We start from the raw sequence: 21,618 nt of genomic DNA, 5'->3' as shown, positions 1-21,618 counted from the left end.
TTGCTGGGCGATGGGGCTTCCCGCGTAACAGGTTGCCGTGAGCTTCCTGATGCCAAGATACGAGAACTGAAGCGCGAGATACCTGAAGAAGCTGCTCTCGAATGGGTCATCGCAGTTGCACAGAATCTTTGCGCCCCGAAAGTGTTCCCAGTAGTGGCCGAGCTCCTCCTGAACGTCGGTGTACTGCGTGTAGAACTCATCCTGCTGGGCTAAGGATGCCGCGTGAAGGGCTTTGTTGCTCGTCATTGTGTCTCCTCCTCAAAAAATTTCCCCCGCCGTTGCTGACAGGGGAAACCTTCACAGTCTTCCGTTACCTCACAAGGCACGGCTTCTTGTTGTCGAACTTCCAGCCCGGAATAAGGTACTGCATTCCGATTGCGTCATCACGCGCCCCAAGCCCGTGCTCAAAGTACAGAGCATTAGCCTTCTTTATCTGCTCCATGTCAACCTCAACGCCCAGCCCCGGCTTCTTCGGCAGGTCAATGCATCCCCCGACTATCTGCTGGGGTTCAACCGTCAGCCTCTCGCGCCCTTCCTGCCAGATCCAGTGCGTGTCGATGCCGTTCATCCTTCCGGGTATCGCCGCCGCACACTGAACCACCATTGCCAGCGAAATGTCGAAATGGTTGTTGCTGTGGCATCCCCACATCAGCCCGAAGTCCGCGCAAAGCTGCCCGACCCTAACGCTGCCGTTCATCGTCCAGAAGTGCGGGTCAGCAAGAGGAATGTCTACCGCCTGAAGAGTCAGCGCGTGGCACATCTGCCGCCAGTCCGTGTTGATCATGTTCGTGGCTGTCGGCATCATTGCGGCCTTCCTGAACTCCGACATTACTTCGCGCCCGCTGAATCCTCCCTCAGCTCCTACGGGGTCTTCACAGTACGCGAGGCACTCCTTGAGCTCTGGGGCAATCTCGAGTGCTTCCTTGAGGCTCCAGCATCCGTTGGGGTCAAGGTCAACGCGCGCATTCGGAAACGCCTTCTTTATGGCCTGAACTGCTTTAAGCTCCTCGCGCGGTGCGAGAACTCCTCCCTTAAGCTTGAAGTCTTCGAAGCCGTACTTCTCGTGCGTAGCCTTCGCCAGAGCCACGATAGCTTCAGGGGTTAATGCTTCCTCGTGGCGGAGCCTGTACCAGTCGCACGGTGAGTCGGGCTCTTCCTCGTAGGGAAGGTCTGTTTTCTTCCTGTCGCCGATGAAGAATAGGTAGCTCAGGAATCTCACGCGCTCTCTCTGTACGCCGTCGCCCATTAACGCCGCCGCAGGTACATCGAGGAATTTGCCCATGAGGTCAAGCAGGGGTGCTTCAACCGCAGTAACTACGTGAACGCCCGTCCGCAGGTCGAACGTCTGAAGTCCTCTCACGTCGTCCTTAATGTTCGCGTCGAGCCACTTGCGGATCTGGTTCAGCGTGTTCTTGTAGTCGGCTATGCGCGTCCCCACAACGAGGTGCTTGATGTCCTCGAGTGCCTTCGTGATCTTCTGCCCGCCGGGAACTTCTCCGCAGCCGAGATTCCCTGACGAGTCCTCGAGAATAACGATGTTCCTCGTGAAGAACGGTGCGTGTGCTCCGCTGAGGTTGAGCTCCATGCAGTCATGGCCCGCGACAGGATAAACATCCATGCGCTTAATGGTAGGTATAGCAGTCATTGATGATGCCTCCTTGTGTGAATTGTGTATGTGTTGGGGAATTGATGCAGAGATTATATCAGGTTGACGGGCAAAAAAAACAGCCTCCCCCACGCCGGGAAGCTGTCATAGAGTGTTCGTCATGGGCTCAGTCTCCCATGAGGCCGAGAATGTCCGACAAATCTACGGCATCATTATTCTCCTCAACGCGCGAACTTATGGCCTCTGTCTCTTCCTCGAGCTTGCGTCTGGCTTCGAGTATGCTCCTGGCCTGCTCGAGACGTTTTATCGCCGCGTCCCTGTAGCCGTTGTCGTAGAGGGTCATTGCGGCGTTGGTGATGTACCCGCCCAAGAAGGCTTCAAACTTCTTCGCGTCTGCTTCCGCCTTGTCGGTGTCTCCCTGAAACTTTCCCGTGAACTTCAGCGCGAACTTCTCTACCTCATGAGCGAGGAGGTCTGCGCTTATTGCCGCGAGCTCGTCAAGCATCTTGTCGAACTCTGTTTTTGTGGACACCGAGTCAACGTACCTTTCGCCCGACGTGAAATCGTAGTTGAGCTGTGAGCCGCTGTAATCCTTTGAGGGTTCGGGCAGAGGTTCTTCTACGGCTTCAGGCGTTTCTTCAGTCTGTCCGCTATCGACTTCAGTCGGCTCTTCTTCTGCTTCTGGCTGTTCTGGCTGTCCGGGCTGTTCAGGTTCTTGCGGCGGTTCGTCTTCATGAGTATCTGTTACAGGTTCGAGCTCGGGCACTTCCTCAATGACCGGCTCAGCAACATGTTCTGCTTCTCTCTCCTGCACCGCTTCTGTTTCTCCCGTCTGCACAGGCTCTTGTTCTGTTTCCGCTGGCTCGGGTTCTTGCGTCTGCGCTGGTACGTGTTCTGCCTCCGCTGATTCTGCTTCCTGCATTGGCACTGGCTCAACTTCTGACGGTACAGGCACTTCCTCAATAACCGGCTCAGGTTCAGGCTTCGGTTCTTCCGCAACAACAATAACAGGCGGCAGCAGAGTCTCCTGCTCTTGTTCCTCTGCTTCCGGCCTAGCCTTCTTCCTGATCAGTGCGGCACGTAAGAACGGCATCGCCTACCTGTCCCCCAGCGCAAGCGTCATGAACTCGTCAACGCGCTTCACGAAACCTGCGGCATCATCCGGCACAACCCCTTCAAGGAGCAACGCCTCGTCGTATAGCACGCGCAGAACATCACCCATCTTCTCGCCGTCAAGCATCAGCAGCTTCTTCACGGCAGGGTGCGACATGTTGAGCTCAAGCACTCTCTTCTGCGGAGGAGGTGTCTGTCCCGCAGAACGAAGCATGTTCTCCATCCTCAGCGAAATTCCGCCCGGCGCATCACGCAGGCACGCAGGAGAGTTCGTCAGCGTCAGTGAAGGCCTCACCGTCTCCAGCCTGTCCCCGAAAATCTCCATCGCCTTCGTCCTCACAGGCTCAAACTCCGCCTCGAGCTCCTTCAGCTTCTCGGCCGCCGCCTTCTTCTCGTCCTCAGTCAGCAGGCTCACAGAATCACTCGCGATGTTGACGAGCTTCTTCATGTCCTCAGGCAGAATGAACGCCGACTCAGCAAGTATCACGTCATCAACAGGGTCTGTCATCAGCAGCACTTCATAACCCTTCGCCCTGAACTGTTCGAGTTTCGGCGAGGCTCTCAGTGCTGAAAGGTTGTCCCGCCCCGCAAGGCAGTAGATGCCCTCCTGCTCCGGCTTCATCCGCGACTCGTACTCAGCTAGCGTCGTCCACCCGTCATCATTCGTCGTACGGAACAGCGCAAGCTCGAGGATGCTCTTAGCGTGCTCGCTGTCATTCACAACGCCTTCCTTGAAGACTCTCCCGAACGCAACCCAGAACTTTATGTACTTCTCCCTGTCAGACGCTAATAACTTCTTGAGCTCCGCAAATATCTTCCTCTGCGTGCTCCGGCGAATCACCCTGATTATCGGGTCATCCTGCAGAATTTCCCGCGAGATGTTCAGCGGCAAGTCCTCGCTGTCCACAACTCCCCTGATGAACCTCATGTAGGGGGCTATCAGTTCCTTGCAGTCGTTCATGATGAACACCCTGTTGATGTAGAGGCTGACTCCTCCGGCTTCAGGGTTCATGAACAGGTCAAACGGTGCTTCGCCAGGTACAAACAGCAGCCCCTTGAAGTTCGTAGAGCCTTCCGCGTTAATCTTTATGTGCATCAGAGGCTCCTGCCAGTCGTGGGTCAGGTGCTTGTAGAACTCGCTGTACTCTTCCTCCGTTATCTCGCTGTCCGGCCTCTGCCAGATTGCTTTGCGTGAGTTTACCGTCTCGCCCTTGAACTCTATCGGCCACGAGATGAAGTCAGAGTACTTCGCGATTATCCCGCGTATCGTCCACTCGTCGGAGTAGTCCTTATCCGCCCCTTCACGGAGATGAAGCGTTACAGTCGTCCCACACTCTTCGCGCTGTTCAGCGTCAGCAATCGTGTACGAACCGTCGCCGCCGGACTCGAACCTGAACGTCTCCTGCGTGCCGAGTTTGCGGGTGATTACCTCGACCTTGTCCGCAACCATGAACACGGAGTAGAACCCCACGCCGAACTGCCCGATAAGCTCGCTCTGTGTGCTGCTTTCCTTCGCGGCCTTCAGGAAGTCCCTAGTGCCGGACTTCGCGATCGTCCCCAAGTACTGGATGAGTTCGTCGCGCGTCATGCCTATTCCGTTGTCGCTGACTGTCAGGGTCTTCTTGTCGTGGTCGGCGGAAATCTTTATGGCTGGGTTCTCGTTCTCCGCCAGCTCGGAGTCTTTGAGGCACTCTATCCTTCTCTTGTCCAGTGCGTCGGAAGCGTTCGAGACAAGCTCGCGCAGGAAAATGTCCTTGTTCGAGTACACCGAGTTTATCATCATGTTCAGCATCTCGGCGGCTTCGGACTGGAAATAGAATCTTTCTTCGCTCATAATATCTTACCTGTTATCACAAAGCCGGAGACATGCACATATACATACCTCCGGCTTCCGTAATCTTCTTTGTGCCAGAACTCAGCTTGCGGCTTCGTCGGCTTTTACCTTCACTACCTGCCTGTCGCGGTAATACCCGCAGCTGGGGCACGCGTGGTGCACAAGCGTTACTTCTCCGCAGTGGGGGCACGTCATCGTCTCTGGTGCGCTCAGTGCTCCGAGCCAGTGTGCTTTCCTCTGTGAAGTTCTGGCGTGAGATACTTTTCTCTTCGGTGTTGCCATGATTGATTAATCCTCCGTAGTAAAATTACGCAGTGCCCAAAGTCTCGGGTCAATGTCTTCCTTGCCGCACGAACATTCCCCTTCATTGAGGTCAGCACCGCAGTTGGGACACAACCCCTTGCAGTCAGAACGGCACAATACCTTCGTCGGAATCAGTGTGTAGATGCTCTCCTGTATCTGCGGCATAACGTCGAGAACGCGCCCGAAATGTTTAACTTCTACGGGCATATACTCGTCATCATCAATTGCTTCGGGATCATGCGAACAATAAAGATACATTAATTCCCCCGATATTTCAAGACTTACGGGCTTGAGACACCGGGCACACTCCGCCTCAACCACTGCATTCACGCTCAGTCCGGCCAAGAGCAGGGCTTCAGTCTCGATCCACTCTGCTCTTACCTCAGCGTGAAAGCCCTCTGGAAAGACGAACTCCTGTCCCTCGAATTTAAGGCTTCCCCCCTTGAAGTCCCATGAAGCGGAAATTTCCGTCTCGGTGTCGTTTCGCGGGGGAAGAGTGATTAAGGCTTTCTGTCCGTCGCGAAATATGCTAGGCAACAGCTATCCTCTTTGTCTCGCGCGCAATCATAAGCTCTTCGTTCGTCGGGACAACCATAACGAGAACTTTTGAGTCGTCCGTGCTGACGATGGCTTCTTTGCCGCGAATGTTGTTCTTTGCGGGGTCAACCTTCACGCCCATGAACTCGAGCTTCTTGCAGACTGCCTCGCGTGTTGACGCGCTGTTCTCGCCGATGCCCGCCGTGAAGACGATAACATCAAGCCCGCCCATTGCGACGGTGTAAGCTCCGATGTACTTCGCAATTCCGTACTCGAGCATGTCGATGGCCAGACGTGCGCGGTCATTGCCCTGCTCTGCGGCCGCCTCAACATCCCTAAGGTCGCTGCTCACGCCGGAAATCCCGAGAAGTCCGCTCTTTTTGTTCATGAAGTTGTTCATCTCGTCGGCGGTGTACTTGGTGATGTTCTGCACGAACGGTACGCACGCAGGATCCATGTCGCCGGTACGCGTCCCCATGAGGACACCCGCAAGAGGCGTAAGACCCATCGACGTGTCAATACACTTTCCGTGCTTTACGGCGGTGATTGAGCTTCCGTTGCCGAGATGGCAGGTAATCATCTTGAGGGACTCTATGGGCTTGCCGAGAATCTCCGCAGTCCTCAGAGCCACGAAGTGATGGCTTGTTCCGTGCGCACCGTAGCGGCGTACCCTGTGGGTCTCGTAGAACTCCCAAGGAAGGCCGTACATGTACGCGTAATCCGGCATCGTCTGGTGAAATGCTGTGTCGAACACTACGACGTTCGGGAGCTTCGGGAGCGCGTGCTGTATTGCCTCGATGCCCATGATGTGGCCGGGATTGTGCAGGGGAGCAAGAGGAATGCACTGACGGAGGCCATCCATGACCTTGTCGTCAACGAGGACTGACTCCTTGTAGAGGTCGCCGCCGGAGACTATGCGGTGTCCTGCCGCTCCGATCTCGTCGAGGGACTTCAGGACTCCGTGATCCTTGTCGAGCAGTGCTTCAAGCACTAACTGCATGGCGACTTTGTGATCCTTGATGGGTGTCTCGACCTTGAAGGGGTCTGCGCCGGTCTTGCGGTGGACGAGGTTTGAGCCGTCGATGCCTATGCGGTCAACGAGACCCTTTGCGGAGACTGACTCGTCTTCCATGTCGAATAACTGATACTTGAGGGAGGAACTGCCGCAGTTGATTACGAGAATTTTCATGACGTATACAAATACCTGCCTTCTGCATAAAAAAAATGGCGGAGACGTAGAGATTCGAACTCTAGGAACGGCAAGCCGCTCAGTTGATTTCGAGTCAACCGCCTTCGACCACTCGGCCACGTCTCCACAAAATCATCATCAAGCTGTATGTGTGAAAAGATGGGGTAATTATAACCGCGTGTTCATCGCATTGTCAATTAGTTTCACGCAGAGGGTCATTCTGTCATTAATGTTACCGCGCCTGTAGGAACAGCACCTGTCATCCGTAAATGTGTCGATGCCAGACAAGGTGATATTCTCCTCCCTCACCCCTCCTTCAAGAAGCTGTGCGTGAATCTCTCCGGCCAAGTCAAAGAATATCTTTCCGTCCCGTTCCTCGAGGTTCTCCGGGTGGAAGCTGTGCAGTCCCTTCTGTGTCCATTCGTCGTCAATGTCCCTGCAGTAGTGTTCCCTGCCGATGCACGGCCCAACCCACGCACCTAACGCCTCTCCGCCCGCAAGCTCCAAGCCTCTGCCCGAGATGTTCAGCGCAGTGCCCTTGTAGCCGGAGTGCAGAATCATCACCCATTCCTTGCCCCAGAGCATAACCGGCGCGCAGTCAGCGAACCTCAGCGAAGCAGAAGCCTTCGTCGTCGTGAGGAGGATGCCGTCAGCGTTCGGGCGTTCCGGGAGGCACAGTCCCGCGAAGTTGTCATCATTCACGCGGAGTATCTCCGAGCCGTGAACCTGATGCGGGGAAACGCGCGGGAGGTCATCAATACCGTCGAGGGGTTCTTCCTTCATGAAGAACGAGGCCTCAAGAAAGTCAGGGGTAAGTATCCTCATTAACGCTCTCTCCTTTGTGTTACAATCCTGAAAATTTACCGATGGGAGAGATTGTACATGAACTTGGACTTTTTTGTAGTGATGTCGAACCTCGTCAGCTTGTTCGTCATTATTGCTGTCGGTTATCTTGCTGTTAAGTCAGGAGTCTTGAAGCTCGAAGCATCAGCTGTGTTCTCGGCCTTCCTCCTGAAAATCACTCTGCCGTGCACTATCTTCATCTCTCTTGTGCAGAAGGACTATGACCCGTCGTTCATTCACGACAGCATGATAATCATCGCCGCCGGAATGGTCGCTTATCCCGCTATGCTCTACGTCTCGCGCATCTTGGCCGGGCCGCTCGGAGTTCCTGAGGGCTCGCGTGGAGTGTGGGCGTTCACCTGCGCGTACAACAACTGCGGGTTCATGGGCTTCCCGATTGCGCTGGCACTTCTCGGTGCGGAAGGCCTTGCGTTGTCGGTCATGCTCAACATCACGTTCAACCTCACAGCCTACACTATCGGAGCAATAGAGATAAGCCGCGACAATCCTTCCCATGAGGGCGGGAAGATGGACATCAAGGGAATACTCTTCAGCGGGATAAATGTTGCTCTTGTGCTGAGCCTGATATTCTACTTCGGACAGATAAAGCTGCCTGAGATGATTGCCGCGCCGATAAACTACATCTCGAACATCACGACTCCTCTCTCGATGGTAATTATAGGTATGGCACTTGCCCGCAGTCATGGGCTCGAAGTGCTCACGGACAAATACGCGTGGCTGTCTGCGGCGATGCGGCTTCTGGTGTACCCGGTGATAATCTGCCTTCTGCTGAGGGTGATTCCGCTGGGGAGCAATCCGATGGTAGGGGCGGTCTTCATCCTCATCATGGCAATGCCTGCCGCGAGCGTTACGCCTGTGCTGTGCGAGATGTACAACGGCAACATGGCATTCGCGGCTAAAATCATGTTCATTCAGAACGTCATGTGCATAGTTACGATACCTTTGGTGTGTATGCTTATAGGTTAAGGAGGAATAATGACGATGGTTACGGTTAATCCAGAGAAAATATACTTCTTTGACGGGGCGATGGGCACAATGCTTCAATCACGCGGGCTGAAGCTCCGTGAAGTTCCCGAGTCCCTGAACCTCACCAACCCCCACATGATAATGGACATTCACGCGGAATACCGGGACGCAGGAGCAGACTTCATCACCGCAAACACTTTCGGGGCGAATAGGTATAAGCTGGCCAAGTCCGGGCTGAGCGTTCAGGAAGTTGTACAGCGCGGGCTGACTTTGGCTGACGAGGCGGCGGGAAGGTACGCGTTCGTTGCGCTGGACATCGGCCCTACGGGGCGCGTAATGTCTCCGCTGGGGGATGCTTCGTTCAGCGAGGTCTACGATGCCGTTGCCGAGATGGTGATTGCCGGACAGGGACGGTGCGACGCGATTCTGCTTGAGACCTTCACGGATCTCTACGAGCTCAAAGCTGCTGTCCTTGCGGCACTGGAGAACGCCTCCGAGAACGTCCCTGTGTTCGCGACGATGAGCTTCGAGGCTTCGGGCAAAACGTTTTTCGGCACGAGCATTGAGTCGATGGTGTACACGCTTGAGGGCTTGGGGGTAAGTGCGCTCGGCGTGAACTGCTCACTTGGCCCGGCACAGCTGCTGCCTATTGTGCGCAGGGTGTGCGAGCTGTCTCACGTTCCCGTGATGGTTCAGCCCAACGCCGGGCTTCCGGTGATGCGGGACGGTGTTTCACACTATGACGTTACGCCTGAAGAGTTCGCGCGCGTCGCAAAAGAGTTCGCGGCTCTTGGAGTGAACATTCTCGGGGGCTGCTGCGGCACAACGCCTGAACACATCAAGCTGATGAAGCAGGCCGTCGGCAAAGAAGCAATGAAGCGCACCGTGAAGGATTCTACCGTTGTGTGTTCTGCGTCAAAGGCAGTAACGTTCGGGAAAAAGTTTGTGGTTATCGGCGAGAGGCTGAACCCGACGGGCAAAAAGATGCTGCAGAAGGCACTGCGCGAGGGAGACACAGAGTATCTTCTCCGTGAGGCGGTGAAGCAGCAGGAGCAGGGAGCAGACATCCTCGACCTCAACACCGGCCTTCCCGACATCGATGAAGCCTCCGTGCTGACGAGCTCGCTTGTTGAGATTCAGGGCATCGTTGACCTGCCGGTACAGATAGACAGCTCGAGCTTCGAGGCCTTAGAGGCCGCCGCCCGTGTCTACAACGGCAAGCCCCTCCTCAACTCCGTGAACGGCAAGCCCGAGAGCCTCGCGCACGTTCTGCCTGTCGCGAAGAAGTACGGTGCGTGTGTTCTTGGCCTGACGCTCGACGAAAATGGAATCCCCGAGACAGCGGAGGAACGGTTAGCGATTGCACGGCGAATCGTCGAGGAAGCGGAGAGGCTGGGCATTCCGCGCCGGAACGTGCTGATAGACTGCCTGACTCTTACAGCAAGCGCACAGCAAAAACTTGTGCCCGAGACATTGAGGGCAATCCGTCTCGTCAAGGAAGAACTCGGCGTGTGCACGGTTCTGGGTTTGAGCAATGTATCATTCGGCTTGCCGCGCCGTCCTCTCGTGAACAGAACGATGATGACTGCCGCAATGATGGCCGGGCTCGACAGCGCGATAATCAACCCGTCGGACAATGATCTTCAGGAGACGCTTCACGCGTGGAGGTTACTTACGGGCGGTGAAGAGGACATGCAGGACTACATAGCCTACTGCGAGAAGCACCCAGCAGGTACAGCATCCCCCGCAGCAGCGAAAACTTCCGCCTCTCAGGAAGTGAAACCAGAATCCACGCTGGAGTCTGCGATTGCGCGAGGCCTAAAGGACGAAGCCGCTGCCCTCACTCGCGAGCTCCTGAAAGCCAGCAAGCCCCTCGAGATAATCGAGCGTAACATTGTCCCTGCACTTGATTCTGTGGGCAAGGATTACGAATCGGGGAAAGTCTTTCTCCCTCAGCTAATAAAGTCTGCAGAGGCGGCCAAGTCTGCGTTCGGCGTTCTGTCTGAAGCTATGGAGAAGGGAGAAGCTCAGGGCAAGGCGAAGGGGCCGGTTGTGCTTGCGACGGTGTACGGGGATGTTCACGACATCGGCAAGAACATAGTACGCACTATCTTCGAGAACTACAACTTTGACGTTATCGACTTGGGCAGGGACGTTCCGCCGGAAAAAATAGTCGAGGCTGTGGAGAGCAGGAGCGTTCCTGTTGTGGGGTTGAGCGCACTGATGACCACGACGGTTGCAAGCATGAAGGAGACGATAGAGAAGCTCAAGGCTTCATGCCCTGATGTGAAGGTCATCGTAGGAGGGGCAGTGCTTACGCCTGACCTGGCCAAGTATGCCGGTGCGGATTACTACGCTAAGGACGCGATGGAGGGCGTGAGAATCTTAACGGGGCTGCTTGAATGAGTGTATAATACCTGAATATTCAGATTGAGAGGAAAACACAACTTGCGTAATACAATCATTCAGTGCGAACAATGGCTGCGTGATGAGGTTGCTTCTGCAGGAGCAAATGGAATCGTTCTCGGGCTCTCCGGCGGTATTGATTCGTCTGTACTGGCCGCACTTGGCCGCGAAGCTCTCGGGCGTGAAGGAGTGCTCGGCGTAATCATGCCCTGCCACAGCATCCCCGACGATGAAGAGGACGCGCGTCTTCTCGCTGAAGCCGTTGATGTGAAGTTTGAGCGCGCTGACCTGTCAGGAGTGTTCGACGCAATGTGCGCTCTCGCGGGCGGAAACTTGTCCTCCCTCACCACGTCCAACCTCAAGGCTCGTCTCCGCATGGTTACGCTCTACACCTTCGCGCAAAGCAGGAACTTCCTCGTGTGCGGGACAAGCAACAGATCAGAGTACGAGACCGGCTACTTCACCAAGTACGGGGACAGCGGCGTTGACCTTATGCCTCTCGCGGGCTTCCTCAAGCGCGAGATAAGAGCAATGGCACGCGAGCTCGGAGTTCCCGGCCGAATCATCACCAAAGCTCCCAGCGCAGGCCTCTACGACGGACAGACCGATGAGGGCGATATGGGCTTCACGTATGATGTTCTTGATGAGTATCTTGCATCAGGCAGAATCGATGACCCCAAAGCTAAAGAACGTATAGACGTAATGCGCAGACGAAGCGAACACAAACGCAAGCCGATTCCAATCTTCAGGAGGTAAACAATCCATGTCAGGACATTCAAAGTGGGCAAACATTAAGCACCGCAAGGCAGCACAGGACGCAAAGAGGGGCAACCTCTTTCAGAAGCTCGTACGCGCCATCATCATCGCAGCAAAAGACGGCGGCGGAGACCCCGCAATGAATATGCGCCTCAAGACAGCCATTGAGCGCGCAAAAGCCGTCAGTGTTCCCAACGACAACATCACCCGTGCCATAAAGCGCGGAACGGGCGAGCTCGGAGACATCTCCTACGACGAACTTACGTATGAAGTCATCGGGCCTGCAGGCATCGCCGTACTCGTAAACGTCATGACCGACAACCGCAACAGAACTACCCCCGAGATACGCGCACTCCTCGCACGCAACGGCGGGCAGATGGGCAGTGAAGGTTCTGTGGCGTGGATGTTTGACCGCAAAGGCGTAATCGAGGTCAAGGGCGAAGGCCTCGACGAGGACGCGTTAATGACCGTCGGGCTCGATGCGGGAATGTCCGACATGGAGGAGAGCGACGAGGGCTTCACGCTGTACTGCGAACCGTCAGACCTCGACGCGCTTCAGAAAGCTCTTGAGGCGGCAAAGTATGTCGTCGAGAGCGCAGAAGTCTCGATGATCGCGAAGACTCCTGTTGAGGTTGCTGATGTTGAGGCGGCGAAAAAGGTCATGAGGCTTGTTGATGCCCTCGAGGAACACGACGACGTTCAGAACGTGTATTCCAACTTCGAGATACCTGACGAGGTAGCCTCACAGCTTGAAGAATAGCGTTGTCTGTCTGGGCATTGATCCCGGGCTCGCAAGGCTGGGCTATGGAGCAGTCGAGCAGTCCGGGAACGGGCTTAGGGCACTGAACTACGGGTGCATAGAGACGAAGCCGGTGCTGAGCTTCACGGAAAGGCTGCTGCTGATTTACGGCCGGCTTCAGGAACAGATAGACGCTTGCAGGCCGGATTTCGTGTCGATAGAGCGGCTGTTCTTCGGCAAGAACGTCAAGACCGCCGAATATGTCTATCAGGCACGCGGAGTGATAATGTTCCTGATTGCGCAAAAAGGCCTAGAGGCTCTGGAGCCCACGCCTACACGGATAAAGCAGGTGGTCTGCGGAGACATCAAGGCCGACAAGCATACGGTTCAAGCGGCGGTGCGCGATGCCCTCTCGCTTGAGGAGATACCGAGACCCGACGACACTGCTGATGCATTAGCGGCGGCTGTTGCGGGTCTTTCGCTGTACATGAAGGGAGATGATTAGTATTCGGAGCAGAATTTTTGTCCTTGCGCTGGTGATTCTTGCGTGCCCGTTCGGGGCTGAGGCGCGGGACGTGTACGTGAGGCTGTCGGGAGGTTCTGTCTTCAACATAGGCAGCACAGCCGGAACTCTCACGATGGTTGACGCTGACGGACGGCTCGCGAATCTCGGAGAATCAGCGCACCTCACTGTCTCGGGCGGAAACGTGAACATCAGCGCGTTTTCGTTCCCGATGCCGGTGAGAATAACGAGCGCGGGACTCCTGAAGTTCAACGGCAGGACGTACAGGGGAGCGTTCCTGATCACGCAGAAGGCCGGGCTGCTTAATGCTGTTGACGTTGAGCAGTACCTGTGCGGGGTTCTTCCGGCAGAAGTCGGTGCATCTTGGCCGAGAGAGGCTCTGAGGGCACAGGCTATCTGCGCGCGAACCTACGTCCTCAAGCAGAGCATGAACAGAGCGAACAAGGGCTATGATGTTGTGGACACGGACGCTGACCAGGTCTACAAGGGAGCAGGTGTCGAGTCGGACAAGACCAATCAGGCAGTAGCCAGCACGGCCGGAGAGATTCTGACGTACGGCAAGGAGATAGCCTACACGTACTTTCACTCCGACAGCGGAGGGCACACGGCGGACATCTCGGACGTTTGGGGACAGAGCATCCCTTACCTTCAGGGCGTGCCGGAAGTCGTGAACTACAAGTCTCCTGTTGCTTCGTGGACGGCAAGGATTTCGGCGGCCAAGATTCAGAGTGCCATCACGAAAATTACGGGCACTGACATCGGGCCGATAAGCGCAGTTCAGGTCTCTGAGGTTGACGATGGAGGCCGCGCAGTAACTATGACGTTCACGGGCACGAAGGGCAGCAAGACCATCAAGGCGAGCCAGTTCCGCACAAACGTAGACCCGCGAACGCTGAAGAGCACGATGTTCACGCCGTCTGGAGGAGCTTTCAGGGTGAACAACACGACGACACCCAGCGGCCTCGTAACGCGTCAGGGCGGGCAGTCATCAGGCAGCGAGCTCACGTTTGAGGAGGAGCAGGCGATAGCGCGGATGACCGCCGAAGGAGTCTTCACGACGACGGAGATGATCGACATGCTGACTAATCCCGGCAAGAAGAAGCAGTACTACCAGGCCGGACTTGGCCGGACGAAGAAGACAGCCGCGCCCGCTCCGCAGAAGAAGCAGAGGAGCAAATACGGTTACGCGATCGAGAAGTCCGGGAACGAGTTTGTGTTTTACGGCAGAGGCTGGGGGCACGGAGTAGGAATGAGCCAGTGGGGAGCTATGGCGATGGCAGAGAAGGGCTACACTGCGGAGAAAATCCTCATGCACTACTATCCCGGCACGACCGTCAAGAAGTTCAAGTGATGGATATATACTCCCTGAGCTCCTACAGCTACGACCTTTCGCCCGAGAACATCGCGCAGTCTCCTGCTAACCCGCGAGATTCATCGAGGCTTCTTGTGTGGGACGTTAAGGCAGGTGCTGTCGAGTGGTCAAAGCATTTCCGCGACATAACGGAGTACCTGCGGCCTGATGACCTGCTTATCCTCAATGACACTAAGGTGATTCCTGCGCGGCTGACAGGAAGGAGGAAGACGGGCGGAAAGTTCGAGCTCTTGCTGCTACGGAATCTTTCGCCTGACTTCCTGACGTGGGAAGCCCTAGTAAAACCTGCACGCAAGCTCCGCGCCGGTGTCTCGGTGAACGTTGCGGGCGTGAACGCAGAGATTGTCGCCGACAAGCCTGAAGGCATCCGTGATGTGAGGTTCGGTCTGCCTGACCGCGAGGCGTTCCTGTCGTTCATTGATGAGGCGGGGAAAGTTCCTCTGCCTCCGTACATTCACGCGGGCGACGAGATGCGCACTGCGTACCAGACAGTTTTTGCGCGTCATGACGGTTCTGCGGCGGCACCGACCGCGAGCCTGCACTTCACGCCGGAGCTTCTCGAGAGAATCCGCACGCTCGGAGTGAGCATCGGGTACGTTACGCTTCACGTCGGGCTTGGGACGTTCAGGCCGGTGAAGACTGCGGACATCCGGGAGCACAGCATTCACACGGAACACTGCGAGCTTCCGGCCAAGACAGCCGCGATGATTCAGGAATGCAGAAAGCGTGGAGGCAGGGTTATCGCGTCAGGAACAACGGCGGCTCGTACGCTGGAGACTTTCGTGGGAGAGGCCGGAGAGGGAGATACCAGCCTCTACATCTATCCGGGCTACACGTTCAGTGCGGTTGACGCTCTCATCACGAATTTTCACCTGCCGGAAAGTTCGCTGCTTATGCTTGTTGCGGCGTTTGTTGCGGACAAATCCGGCAGGAACGGGGAAAAAGCGTTGAGGGAGCTTCTGGAGGTTTACGGGAAAGCAGCACGCGAAGGGTGGCGGTTCTTCTCGTTCGGTGATGCCATGCTGCTCGTGTAGCTAGACCTTCCGGCCAAGAAGATAGTCCACGTACTGACGTGCCGCACGACCGGTCATTCCTCCGTGCCGGAGCTCCCACCTGTCAGCCCCCGCAATCAGTGCGTCGTCAACCTCAAGCCCCGCCTTCTCCGCAAGTGCCCTCACAATAGCACGGTACTCCTCACGGCGCGGGCTCGAGTAGTTGATTGCCACGCCGAACCTCGATGCCAGAGACAGCTTCTCTTCCACCGTGTCCGAGCGGTGAATGTCCCCCTTGTGCTCCATGTCGTCCCTGTCCCGCCAGACCTCACGCACAATGTGCCGCCTGTTCGACGTTGCGTAAATCAATATGTTGTCCGGCCGCGTCTCTATTCCTCCCTCGATAACAGCCTTCAAATACTTGTACTCCACTTCTCCTTCCTCGAACGACAGGTCATCGATGAAGATTATGAATTTGCAGTTACGATCCCTCAGCATTTCGGTGAGCGGCAGGATGTCCCTGAACTGATGCTTGTATATCTCTATTACCCTTAATCCAGCGTCAGCGTACTCGTTCAAGATTGCCTTGATGCTCGTGGATTTCCCAGTGCCTCCGTCGCCGTAAAGCAGAACGTTATTCGCAGGCCTGCCAGCAAGGAACGCCTCAGTGTTCGCGACGAGCTCCGCCTTCTGCGGTTCGTACCCCACAATGTCCGCCAGCCTCACATCACCGACATGCTCGACCGGCAGCAGCTCCCTCCCGTCGAACCTGAACGCACGGCTGAATGCCAGTTTTCCCGCTCCGTGTCGGCGGTAGAAGTTCGTAACGATGTCGAAGATTCTTTGCGGGGTTGAGGCTTCCGCGATGGCCTTGCTTATCTCACACACCGGCGACGTGCAGCAGCTCTCACCCGTGAAGTTGTTGATGTAGTGCATGTGCTCATTGTCCAGCGCAAACAGCCTCTTGAAGCCATCGAAGTCGTGAAGTGCCACGTCCCTTAATGAACCTTGCGGAGGAGCACGTCGTTCGCACGCAAGCGAGAAGAAGTTTTCGTTGGTCAGGATGAAGTGCGTCAGGTAGTTCTGCCACAAGTTGCCGGACGCGTAGTGGTCTCTGTATGCCAGCGTAATAAGTTCGTGGAACAGTATGTGAACCTCGAGCGCATCGTTGCTGCTGAAAGCTGTGCTGAGCCGGACGATAAGGCTGTCCGCAGGTGCTTCGTAAGCGAATAGTACACACATGATTAATCACTCCTTTTTATGCTTATCTCTCCCAGCCAGTAATACCCCCACGCTTTCGCCTGCTGTGCGAGTATCGGCATGTCCTGTTCATACCACTTGAAGCCGGAGTCCCGGAGAAGTTTCCTCAGCGTCTGGTACTCGTGAAGTATCGCGGCGACCGGCGACTGTGATTCTTTGACGTTGACCTGATGCCAGCCTCTGCCTGTCCACGCGTAGATGACTTTCGGGCGGTTGCCTGACCACGCGACCGGCATAGCTGGATTGTTGAGCACGCCGATTCTGTCTACAGTACCCTTCCAGTTCCCGATAGCCATGAACGCCGGGCTGAACGTCCAGTCGGGAATGTATGTCGAGTAGTTCTGTCCCTGCGCCATCTGGTTGCGCGTGTAGCCCTTCTGCCTGACCTCGAGCGTCTCTGCTGTCGGGAGCTTCCTGAGCTCGGAGATCTGTGCGTCGCTTACCCACTTAGTGAGCCCGGCCATCGACGGCACAACAGACCCCACAACGTAATTCGTCGGCACGAGGTTAGGACCTTCGGAGGTGCCGTACACCCAAGTTCCGTCCGAGTTCTTGTGCACAGGGTAGCCGTCAAGCGTGATGTACCAGTCCGGCGGCATGTTGTAGGGGCGGTAGACGTAGAAGGTCATTCCCGCGTAAGGAGACTGCGGAACAAGAAGCGGCTCTGTTACGTAACGTTTTGCCTCAGAGCTCGAGGCAATTGCCGCAACAAGTGCGATTGCGAGCAGAAATTTTCTCTTCATCAGAAGTCCCCTCCCAGAAAGATTGAGCCCATCCACTTATAGCCCCACATAATCGAGTAGTGGGACAGCACGTGCGAGTCATCATCCGACCAGCGCAGCATGTTGACCTTGCGGATGTACCTCGTGAGATCGTAGAGTTCCCGCCGTAACGTGCTGAGTGCAGTAGCGTGCGCAGACTTTGCATCGAGCTGCTTCCACTGCAGGCCCGTCCATGCGTAGACGACTTCGGGATGTTCGCCTTTCCACGCGACGGGGATCATAGGCCTGTACGTTACGCCTATGCGGTCAATGCTCTTCTGCCATTTTCCCAGAGCCATAAAGTTAGAGTTGTGTATCCAGTCAGGATTGTACGGCGAGAGCCCGGCTGACGGTGATGCCTCGAAGCCCGAAGACGGAGGCATGTAGACAACGCGCGGGTACTTGGCCTCTGGCGGTGTGCCAGGTTCTGCCGCATCAGTCCCGAGAACCGGCGCAACGGAAGATATTTTCGTGGAGTAAGGCTTCAGCCTCACGACCGACGGAAGCACTGCCCCGACAACGTAATCTGTCCTCACAATGCCGCTCTTCTCCGCACTGCCGTAATTCCACACTCCCTTAGCGTTCTTGTAGACGAGGTAACCGTCAAACGTAACGTAGAAGTCTTTTGGTACGTTCACCGGCTTGTAAACGTAGAACTTCATGTCGCGGTAGGCTGGCTGTGTAACCTGTATGGGCTTCTCCGCCGACAAGGCACACGAGCTCAGGCCAAGAATCAGCGCAATTGCCGCAAAAAGTTTCTTCATGTCAATCACCTCACTGCTGGTTCACCGGCGGAATAGGCGTGTCGGGAATTGTTCCAGGGTCGGGTGCGTTCTGTCCTACCGGCGGAATATACGGTGTCTGCGGTACAGGCTCAGGCTCACGCGGAGGGGTTACGGGCTCAGGAGTCCTTGACGGTGCGGAAGGTGTCGCAGGCCTTGCGGGCGTAACGTCGCGCGAGGCTGGCTGAGCTGGGCGCGCTTGCGGAGTCGGAGCTTTGCGGGTTTTGGCGGCGGTCTTCTTCGGTGTCTGTCGGACTACTCTGCTCGCAGGAACGGAAGAAGATTGTCTCGGCGTGCTGACGGTCTGCGTCTTGGCCGGAGCTGCCTTCTTTGCCGGTGCTGGTGCAGACTGCTTCGTTACTTTCTGCGGTGTCGGAGCTTTCTCGCCGGGCTTCGGAGGAGTGTACAGCGGCTTGTCGGCTCTGCGCATCTCGTCCTGACGCGCTGGCACGGTCTGTCCCGGCACGTAGCCTTCCGGGTAACGCACAACAGGAATCTCCTGTACTTGCGGCGAAACCTGCGGGACTTCGGCGACTATCCCTGCCGGTTCTGGCGGAATGTACACAGGAGAATGTTCGCCCTCGTTCATCGCTTCTTCCGGCGACGGAGGAACGTACACTGCAGGACTCCACGCATCTCCGTCGAACGGTGCAGAGCCGGGCTCTGGAGGTGTGTACACAGGAACGTGAGGGAGCTCGGGGTCATTCGGTGCTGTCGGGAAGCTCGAGCGTCCTGCGGGAACAGTCGACAGCCCGCCGGTGCTCGCAACTTCGACGGGGTAAACGCGCGCCGGACGCTTCGGATCCCACAGCGGCGTCTTCTCGGGGTCTTCCGGGTAGAACACCACGCGCGACAACGGCTCAAATGCAGGGTCAATCGTTACTGCCTTGCTGTAGAAATACTGTGCCTGATGAAACCCTCCCGTCTTCTCGTGATATACCCCGTACCAGTACCACGCATTGGGGTCATTCCTGTTCTCCTGAATAGCTTTCAGCAGGTAAGGTTTTGCCTGCTCGTAACGTTCTTGCTGCATCAGTGCTATTCCCTGCTGAAGGCTCGATGGACGCGCAGGTGCACGCTGAACTGTCTTCTTCTGTGCCGGCTTCTTCGCGGGGGCTGGTTTCTTGGCCGGAGCTTTCTTCTTTGGGGCAGCTTTCTTTGCTGGTGCTGGCTGTGCCTTCGGCGGAGTTTCAGGGTAAGGCATGTAGGGCGTGCTGTCGTCGTCCGCTCCGAACGCCGGGCAGACCGCAAGCAGGGTTACCAGCAGAATCAATCTCTTCATCGTCTATCACTTCCCAGTCATTTTTGTGTGCTTAACTACAATGTCCTTCAGGGTTACGGGCTCGCTCTTGTTGTCCTTCACTACCCTCACTACGGCGTTGTCATCATAGACCTTGATGACCTTCACCTTGCCGACAACCTTAGGAAGAACAACAACCGGATCACTCGGCACAACGGTTACGTACGTGTCCGCCCTCACAACATCGAGGACTTCCCCCACCTTAACGCCGTCAAGCGCACCGTTCGCGAACCGTCCCAGCGAGATGATGTAATCGCGGCGTTTGCGTGTTGACGTTGCGGTAGGAGCAAGGATTCTCCCGACGGTCTCGTACGACGTGGAGAAGTTGTCGTTGGCGAGAAGCTGTGCGTCGGGTTCGTTGGAGCGTATAACGTTGCGTATCTGGTTCATCGATTCGTCGTAGGCCTGATTAATCGCGTTCTTTATGGCCTGCCAGTGCGAGCTTCCCTGAAACTGCGCCCACGTCAGGCGGCTCATCTTCTGCCCCTTGTAGTCCGTCTTAGTCAGCCCGAACAAGTCCAGCCCTCCCTCGAACGGAATCCCCAGTCCTGAGATTGCTCCGTCAAACCAGTACACGTCTTCATCGGAATCCAGCGTGAACCTCTTGTCGCTTCCCTTGACGTTCCTGACTGCTACAGTTCCTGCACGGCGCGAGTCGTACACCCTGAGCCTCAATAATACCTTCCCCGTATCGACAGTCCCGACTACGTGGCGTTCCTTCAAGCGCGCGGAATACATCTCAAGCTGTACGGCCATGTCATCGCCGCCCCTTGCTCCCGAAAGCCAGTGGTTCATTCCTGCTTCGTCGAGAGTGCGGGCTTCTATCAGCGGAGACCTCTTGTACAGTTCCTCGAGGTAGTTCGACATCTTCTGCTCAAGGACGTTATACGGATAATACTTGCTCTCCCAGATTTCGAGGCCGGTTGAATTTATCGTCGGGAAAATCACTACAGAGAGCCTGCGCTGTCCTTCTGCCTCTGCCGTTCCCATACACAACAGCAGAAGCACAACACACAATAACTTCTTCATCATCCCTCTATCAGCCCCGCAACCGTCCTCACGTAGGGCTTCAGCGTCTCGTACCACAGCCTGAACTGATGAGCCCAAAGAAGCCGCGTAATTGTGAAGAAGTCATCCTCAGCGTTTCCGCAGATGCTATTGTTCGCCAGAGCCTGCTTGTAGATGTCCGTCGGGATTAACAGCACCATGTCGCCGGTGTGTCTTGATGTCGGCATTCGCGGGACGCACCCGAAAGCCGTCATGCCCTCGTCAGCGTTCTCGTAGAAGGTTACGCGGTAAGGTACATCGCCGAGAGTTCCCGTGTTGAAGTCTATCCTACGTGAGCGCGAGAACCCCTCGTCCTGAAGCTCCTTGATGCTGTCGTCAGAGTACGCTATCTCCAGCTCGTGAATGTAGCTGCAGTGCCTGATGTAGGCGGTGAGCTTGTGCCCGAGCCGGAAGAGTCCCGCATCATGAAGCGAGATTTTCTTCACGGGAGCTCTCATCGCGACCTGCCCGAGCTGTGTGGGAGCTTTCTTCTCGCCTTCTGCCCAGATTTCGTCAGCAGTCTTTGTGCCGTCAGCTCCGCAGTACGAGAACCCCAGAAGCATCGCCGCCGCACTTACGCGCACGGGGTTCACCCAGCGTTCGGGGTTGGCTTCCTTGAGGGCGGCCAAGACACCGGTCTTCACGAGGCCGTCATAGGTCTTCATTGCCGGGCCGTCAATCAGAAGCCTCTCTTCTGAGGCTATCTCTGCCTCCTGCTCGTTCATCGGGAAGAACGGCCTGAAAACTCCCGTGTTCCTGTCCGCCGAGCAGTCCGCGATCCACAGGGCTGAACGTTTGTCCTCTGCCATCATTGCAAAGTCGGCTTTGGTGCTGGCGATTTCGGGGCGGTTCATTGCTTTCTCGAGGTCAAGGGCGAGCTTCAGGTACTTCGGCTTGAAGTTGGTCTTGGCCGCAAATCCTGCAAGTATCGTAGCTATTGCGCTCTCAAAGTCCCTCACGGTGTAGGTGATGTTTTCGCCGGGCTTCTTGCCGCTGATGGTTAATGTCCTGTCCAGCTTCTCCGTCCACGCAATATGTATCAGCTTGCGGGAGTTCTTGACCTTGTTGAAGATAGAGAGGCGCGGCGTACGCCCCCTTGTCCACATCTGGAGCGCAAGATTTTCATCAATGTCGCAGGTGCTGACAATCTTTCCTTGTTCGTTCATGCAGGAAGACTCTCCTTAATGTAAATTTTCGTGATGAATGTGAAGATTATAGCGCATCGAAAATTTAGTTATTATTGTGTATTGTGATTAACGCGCAAGGTT

Annotated in this window: 21 protein-coding genes and 1 tRNA gene; 7 read left to right on the top strand and 15 right to left on the bottom strand. The window is 56.0% G+C overall.

Going from position 1 to position 21,618, the window contains the following annotated elements; all coding sequences use genetic code 11:
* The 9 genes from IJT02_09445 to IJT02_09405 all read right to left on the bottom strand — a co-directional run.
* The coding region (locus tag IJT02_09445) for a modification methylase (protein MBQ7545149.1) at positions 1 to 246 on the bottom strand (246 nt) is incomplete at its 3' end.
* A 64-nt stretch (positions 247 to 310) separates the two neighbouring features.
* Positions 311 to 1,645, bottom strand: a complete 1,335-nt coding sequence (gudD, locus tag IJT02_09440; protein MBQ7545148.1) for a glucarate dehydratase — start codon at positions 1,643 to 1,645, stop codon at positions 311 to 313.
* 127 nt (positions 1,646 to 1,772) lie between these two features.
* Complete coding sequence (locus IJT02_09435) at positions 1,773 to 2,699, bottom strand: hypothetical protein (protein ID MBQ7545147.1); 927 nt, start codon at positions 2,697 to 2,699, stop codon at positions 1,773 to 1,775.
* A 3-nt stretch (positions 2,700 to 2,702) separates the two neighbouring features.
* On the bottom strand, positions 2,703 to 4,553 hold the full coding sequence (gene htpG / locus IJT02_09430; protein ID MBQ7545146.1) for a molecular chaperone HtpG: 1,851 nt from the start codon (positions 4,551 to 4,553) through the stop codon (positions 2,703 to 2,705).
* An 81-nt stretch (positions 4,554 to 4,634) separates the two neighbouring features.
* Positions 4,635 to 4,835: a 50S ribosomal protein L32 gene (gene rpmF / locus IJT02_09425; GenBank protein ID MBQ7545145.1), complete on the bottom strand. Its 201-nt coding sequence runs from the start codon at positions 4,833 to 4,835 to the stop codon at positions 4,635 to 4,637.
* Between the two features lie 6 nt (positions 4,836 to 4,841).
* Positions 4,842 to 5,393, bottom strand: a complete 552-nt coding sequence (locus IJT02_09420) for a DUF177 domain-containing protein (GenBank protein MBQ7545144.1) — start codon at positions 5,391 to 5,393, stop codon at positions 4,842 to 4,844.
* The gene (locus IJT02_09415) at positions 5,386 to 6,582 is read right to left on the bottom strand and encodes an acetate kinase (protein ID MBQ7545143.1); all 1,197 of its coding nucleotides are present in this window, start codon (positions 6,580 to 6,582) and stop codon (positions 5,386 to 5,388) included. The genes IJT02_09420 and IJT02_09415 overlap by 8 nt, the downstream gene beginning before the upstream one ends.
* 36 nt (positions 6,583 to 6,618) lie before the next feature.
* A tRNA-Ser gene (locus IJT02_09410) sits at positions 6,619 to 6,708 on the bottom strand.
* Between the two features lie 42 nt (positions 6,709 to 6,750).
* Positions 6,751 to 7,407: a polyphenol oxidase family protein gene (locus tag IJT02_09405; GenBank protein ID MBQ7545142.1), complete on the bottom strand. Its 657-nt coding sequence runs from the start codon at positions 7,405 to 7,407 to the stop codon at positions 6,751 to 6,753.
* A 57-nt stretch (positions 7,408 to 7,464) separates the two neighbouring features.
* Between IJT02_09405 and IJT02_09400 the strand changes: the two genes are divergently transcribed.
* From IJT02_09400 to queA, 7 genes are read left to right on the top strand one after another with little or no spacing between them, the layout of a single operon-like run.
* The gene (locus tag IJT02_09400; GenBank protein MBQ7545141.1) at positions 7,465 to 8,412 is read left to right on the top strand and encodes an AEC family transporter; all 948 of its coding nucleotides are present in this window, start codon (positions 7,465 to 7,467) and stop codon (positions 8,410 to 8,412) included.
* A gap of 15 nt (positions 8,413 to 8,427) precedes the next feature.
* Entirely contained in the window at positions 8,428 to 10,818 is a 2,391-nt protein-coding gene (locus tag IJT02_09395) for a homocysteine S-methyltransferase family protein (protein ID MBQ7545140.1), read from the top strand.
* Between the two features lie 24 nt (positions 10,819 to 10,842).
* Positions 10,843 to 11,574, top strand: a complete 732-nt coding sequence (gene nadE, locus IJT02_09390; GenBank protein ID MBQ7545139.1) for an NAD(+) synthase — start codon at positions 10,843 to 10,845, stop codon at positions 11,572 to 11,574.
* A gap of 7 nt (positions 11,575 to 11,581) precedes the next feature.
* Positions 11,582 to 12,334 carry a YebC/PmpR family DNA-binding transcriptional regulator gene (locus tag IJT02_09385; GenBank protein ID MBQ7545138.1) on the top strand — a complete coding sequence of 251 codons (753 nt, stop codon included), beginning with the start codon at positions 11,582 to 11,584 and terminating at the stop codon, positions 12,332 to 12,334.
* The gene (gene ruvC / locus IJT02_09380; GenBank protein ID MBQ7545137.1) at positions 12,324 to 12,818 is read left to right on the top strand and encodes a crossover junction endodeoxyribonuclease RuvC; all 495 of its coding nucleotides are present in this window, start codon (positions 12,324 to 12,326) and stop codon (positions 12,816 to 12,818) included. The genes IJT02_09385 and ruvC overlap by 11 nt, the downstream gene beginning before the upstream one ends.
* On the top strand, positions 12,811 to 14,187 hold the full coding sequence (locus IJT02_09375; protein ID MBQ7545136.1) for a SpoIID/LytB domain-containing protein: 1,377 nt from the start codon (positions 12,811 to 12,813) through the stop codon (positions 14,185 to 14,187). The genes ruvC and IJT02_09375 overlap by 8 nt, the downstream gene beginning before the upstream one ends.
* A complete protein-coding gene (gene queA / locus IJT02_09370; GenBank protein ID MBQ7545135.1) occupies positions 14,187 to 15,242 on the top strand; it encodes a tRNA preQ1(34) S-adenosylmethionine ribosyltransferase-isomerase QueA in 1,056 nt (351 codons plus the stop codon). The genes IJT02_09375 and queA overlap by 1 nt, the downstream gene beginning before the upstream one ends.
* Here the strand turns inward: queA and IJT02_09365 are convergent, their stop codons facing one another.
* Genes IJT02_09365 through IJT02_09340 form a run of 6 tightly spaced genes read right to left on the bottom strand, consistent with a single transcriptional unit; the run spans position 15,243 to position 21,516 of the window.
* Positions 15,243 to 16,442: an ATP-binding protein gene (locus IJT02_09365; protein MBQ7545134.1), complete on the bottom strand. Its 1,200-nt coding sequence runs from the start codon at positions 16,440 to 16,442 to the stop codon at positions 15,243 to 15,245. It lies immediately after the preceding gene.
* Between the two features lie 2 nt (positions 16,443 to 16,444).
* Entirely contained in the window at positions 16,445 to 17,203 is a 759-nt protein-coding gene (locus IJT02_09360; GenBank protein MBQ7545133.1) for a hypothetical protein, read from the bottom strand.
* The gene (locus tag IJT02_09355; GenBank protein MBQ7545132.1) at positions 17,203 to 17,985 is read right to left on the bottom strand and encodes a hypothetical protein; all 783 of its coding nucleotides are present in this window, start codon (positions 17,983 to 17,985) and stop codon (positions 17,203 to 17,205) included. The genes IJT02_09360 and IJT02_09355 overlap by 1 nt, the downstream gene beginning before the upstream one ends.
* Positions 17,986 to 17,995: 10 nt before the next feature.
* On the bottom strand, positions 17,996 to 19,285 hold the full coding sequence (locus tag IJT02_09350; GenBank protein ID MBQ7545131.1) for a hypothetical protein: 1,290 nt from the start codon (positions 19,283 to 19,285) through the stop codon (positions 17,996 to 17,998).
* Positions 19,286 to 19,291: 6 nt separating this feature from the next.
* Complete coding sequence (locus IJT02_09345; GenBank protein MBQ7545130.1) at positions 19,292 to 20,335, bottom strand: hypothetical protein; 1,044 nt, start codon at positions 20,333 to 20,335, stop codon at positions 19,292 to 19,294.
* Complete coding sequence (locus tag IJT02_09340) at positions 20,332 to 21,516, bottom strand: hypothetical protein (GenBank protein MBQ7545129.1); 1,185 nt, start codon at positions 21,514 to 21,516, stop codon at positions 20,332 to 20,334. The genes IJT02_09345 and IJT02_09340 overlap by 4 nt, the downstream gene beginning before the upstream one ends.
* Positions 21,517 to 21,618: the final 102 nt, after the last annotated feature.

It is taken from the genome of Synergistaceae bacterium (assembly GCA_017450125.1).
Lineage (GTDB): Bacteria > Synergistota > Synergistia > Synergistales > Aminobacteriaceae > JAFUXM01.
The sequence above is the reverse complement of the archived record's forward strand: the minus strand, read 5'-3'. Positions and strand labels throughout refer to the sequence as shown.

Bases quoted from the DNA above. Each gene is read 5' to 3' on its own strand.
- IJT02_09415 (MBQ7545143.1), bottom strand. From the start codon at position 6,582: ATGAAAATTCTCGTAATCAACTGCGGCAGTTCCTCCCTCAAGTATCAG.
- htpG (MBQ7545146.1), bottom strand. From the start codon at position 4,553: ATGAGCGAAGAAAGATTCTATTTCCAGTCCGAAGCCGCCGAGATGCTG.
- IJT02_09345 (MBQ7545130.1), bottom strand. From the start codon at position 20,335: ATGATGAAGAAGTTATTGTGTGTTGTGCTTCTGCTGTTGTGTATGGGA.
- IJT02_09375 (MBQ7545136.1), top strand. From the start codon at position 12,811: ATGATTAGTATTCGGAGCAGAATTTTTGTCCTTGCGCTGGTGATTCTT.
- IJT02_09385 (MBQ7545138.1), top strand. From the start codon at position 11,582: ATGTCAGGACATTCAAAGTGGGCAAACATTAAGCACCGCAAGGCAGCA.
- IJT02_09365 (MBQ7545134.1), bottom strand. From the start codon at position 16,442: ATGTGTGTACTATTCGCTTACGAAGCACCTGCGGACAGCCTTATCGTC.
- IJT02_09435 (MBQ7545147.1), bottom strand. From the start codon at position 2,699: ATGCCGTTCTTACGTGCCGCACTGATCAGGAAGAAGGCTAGGCCGGAA.
- rpmF (MBQ7545145.1), bottom strand. From the start codon at position 4,835: ATGGCAACACCGAAGAGAAAAGTATCTCACGCCAGAACTTCACAGAGG.
- gudD (MBQ7545148.1), bottom strand. From the start codon at position 1,645: ATGACTGCTATACCTACCATTAAGCGCATGGATGTTTATCCTGTCGCG.
- IJT02_09360 (MBQ7545133.1), bottom strand. From the start codon at position 17,203: ATGAAGAGAAAATTTCTGCTCGCAATCGCACTTGTTGCGGCAATTGCC.
- queA (MBQ7545135.1), top strand. From the start codon at position 14,187: ATGGATATATACTCCCTGAGCTCCTACAGCTACGACCTTTCGCCCGAG.
- IJT02_09405 (MBQ7545142.1), bottom strand. From the start codon at position 7,407: ATGAGGATACTTACCCCTGACTTTCTTGAGGCCTCGTTCTTCATGAAG.
- IJT02_09395 (MBQ7545140.1), top strand. From the start codon at position 8,428: ATGGTTACGGTTAATCCAGAGAAAATATACTTCTTTGACGGGGCGATG.
- IJT02_09340 (MBQ7545129.1), bottom strand. From the start codon at position 21,516: ATGAACGAACAAGGAAAGATTGTCAGCACCTGCGACATTGATGAAAAT.
- IJT02_09350 (MBQ7545131.1), bottom strand. From the start codon at position 19,285: ATGAAGAGATTGATTCTGCTGGTAACCCTGCTTGCGGTCTGCCCGGCG.
- IJT02_09400 (MBQ7545141.1), top strand. From the start codon at position 7,465: ATGAACTTGGACTTTTTTGTAGTGATGTCGAACCTCGTCAGCTTGTTC.
- IJT02_09355 (MBQ7545132.1), bottom strand. From the start codon at position 17,985: ATGAAGAAACTTTTTGCGGCAATTGCGCTGATTCTTGGCCTGAGCTCG.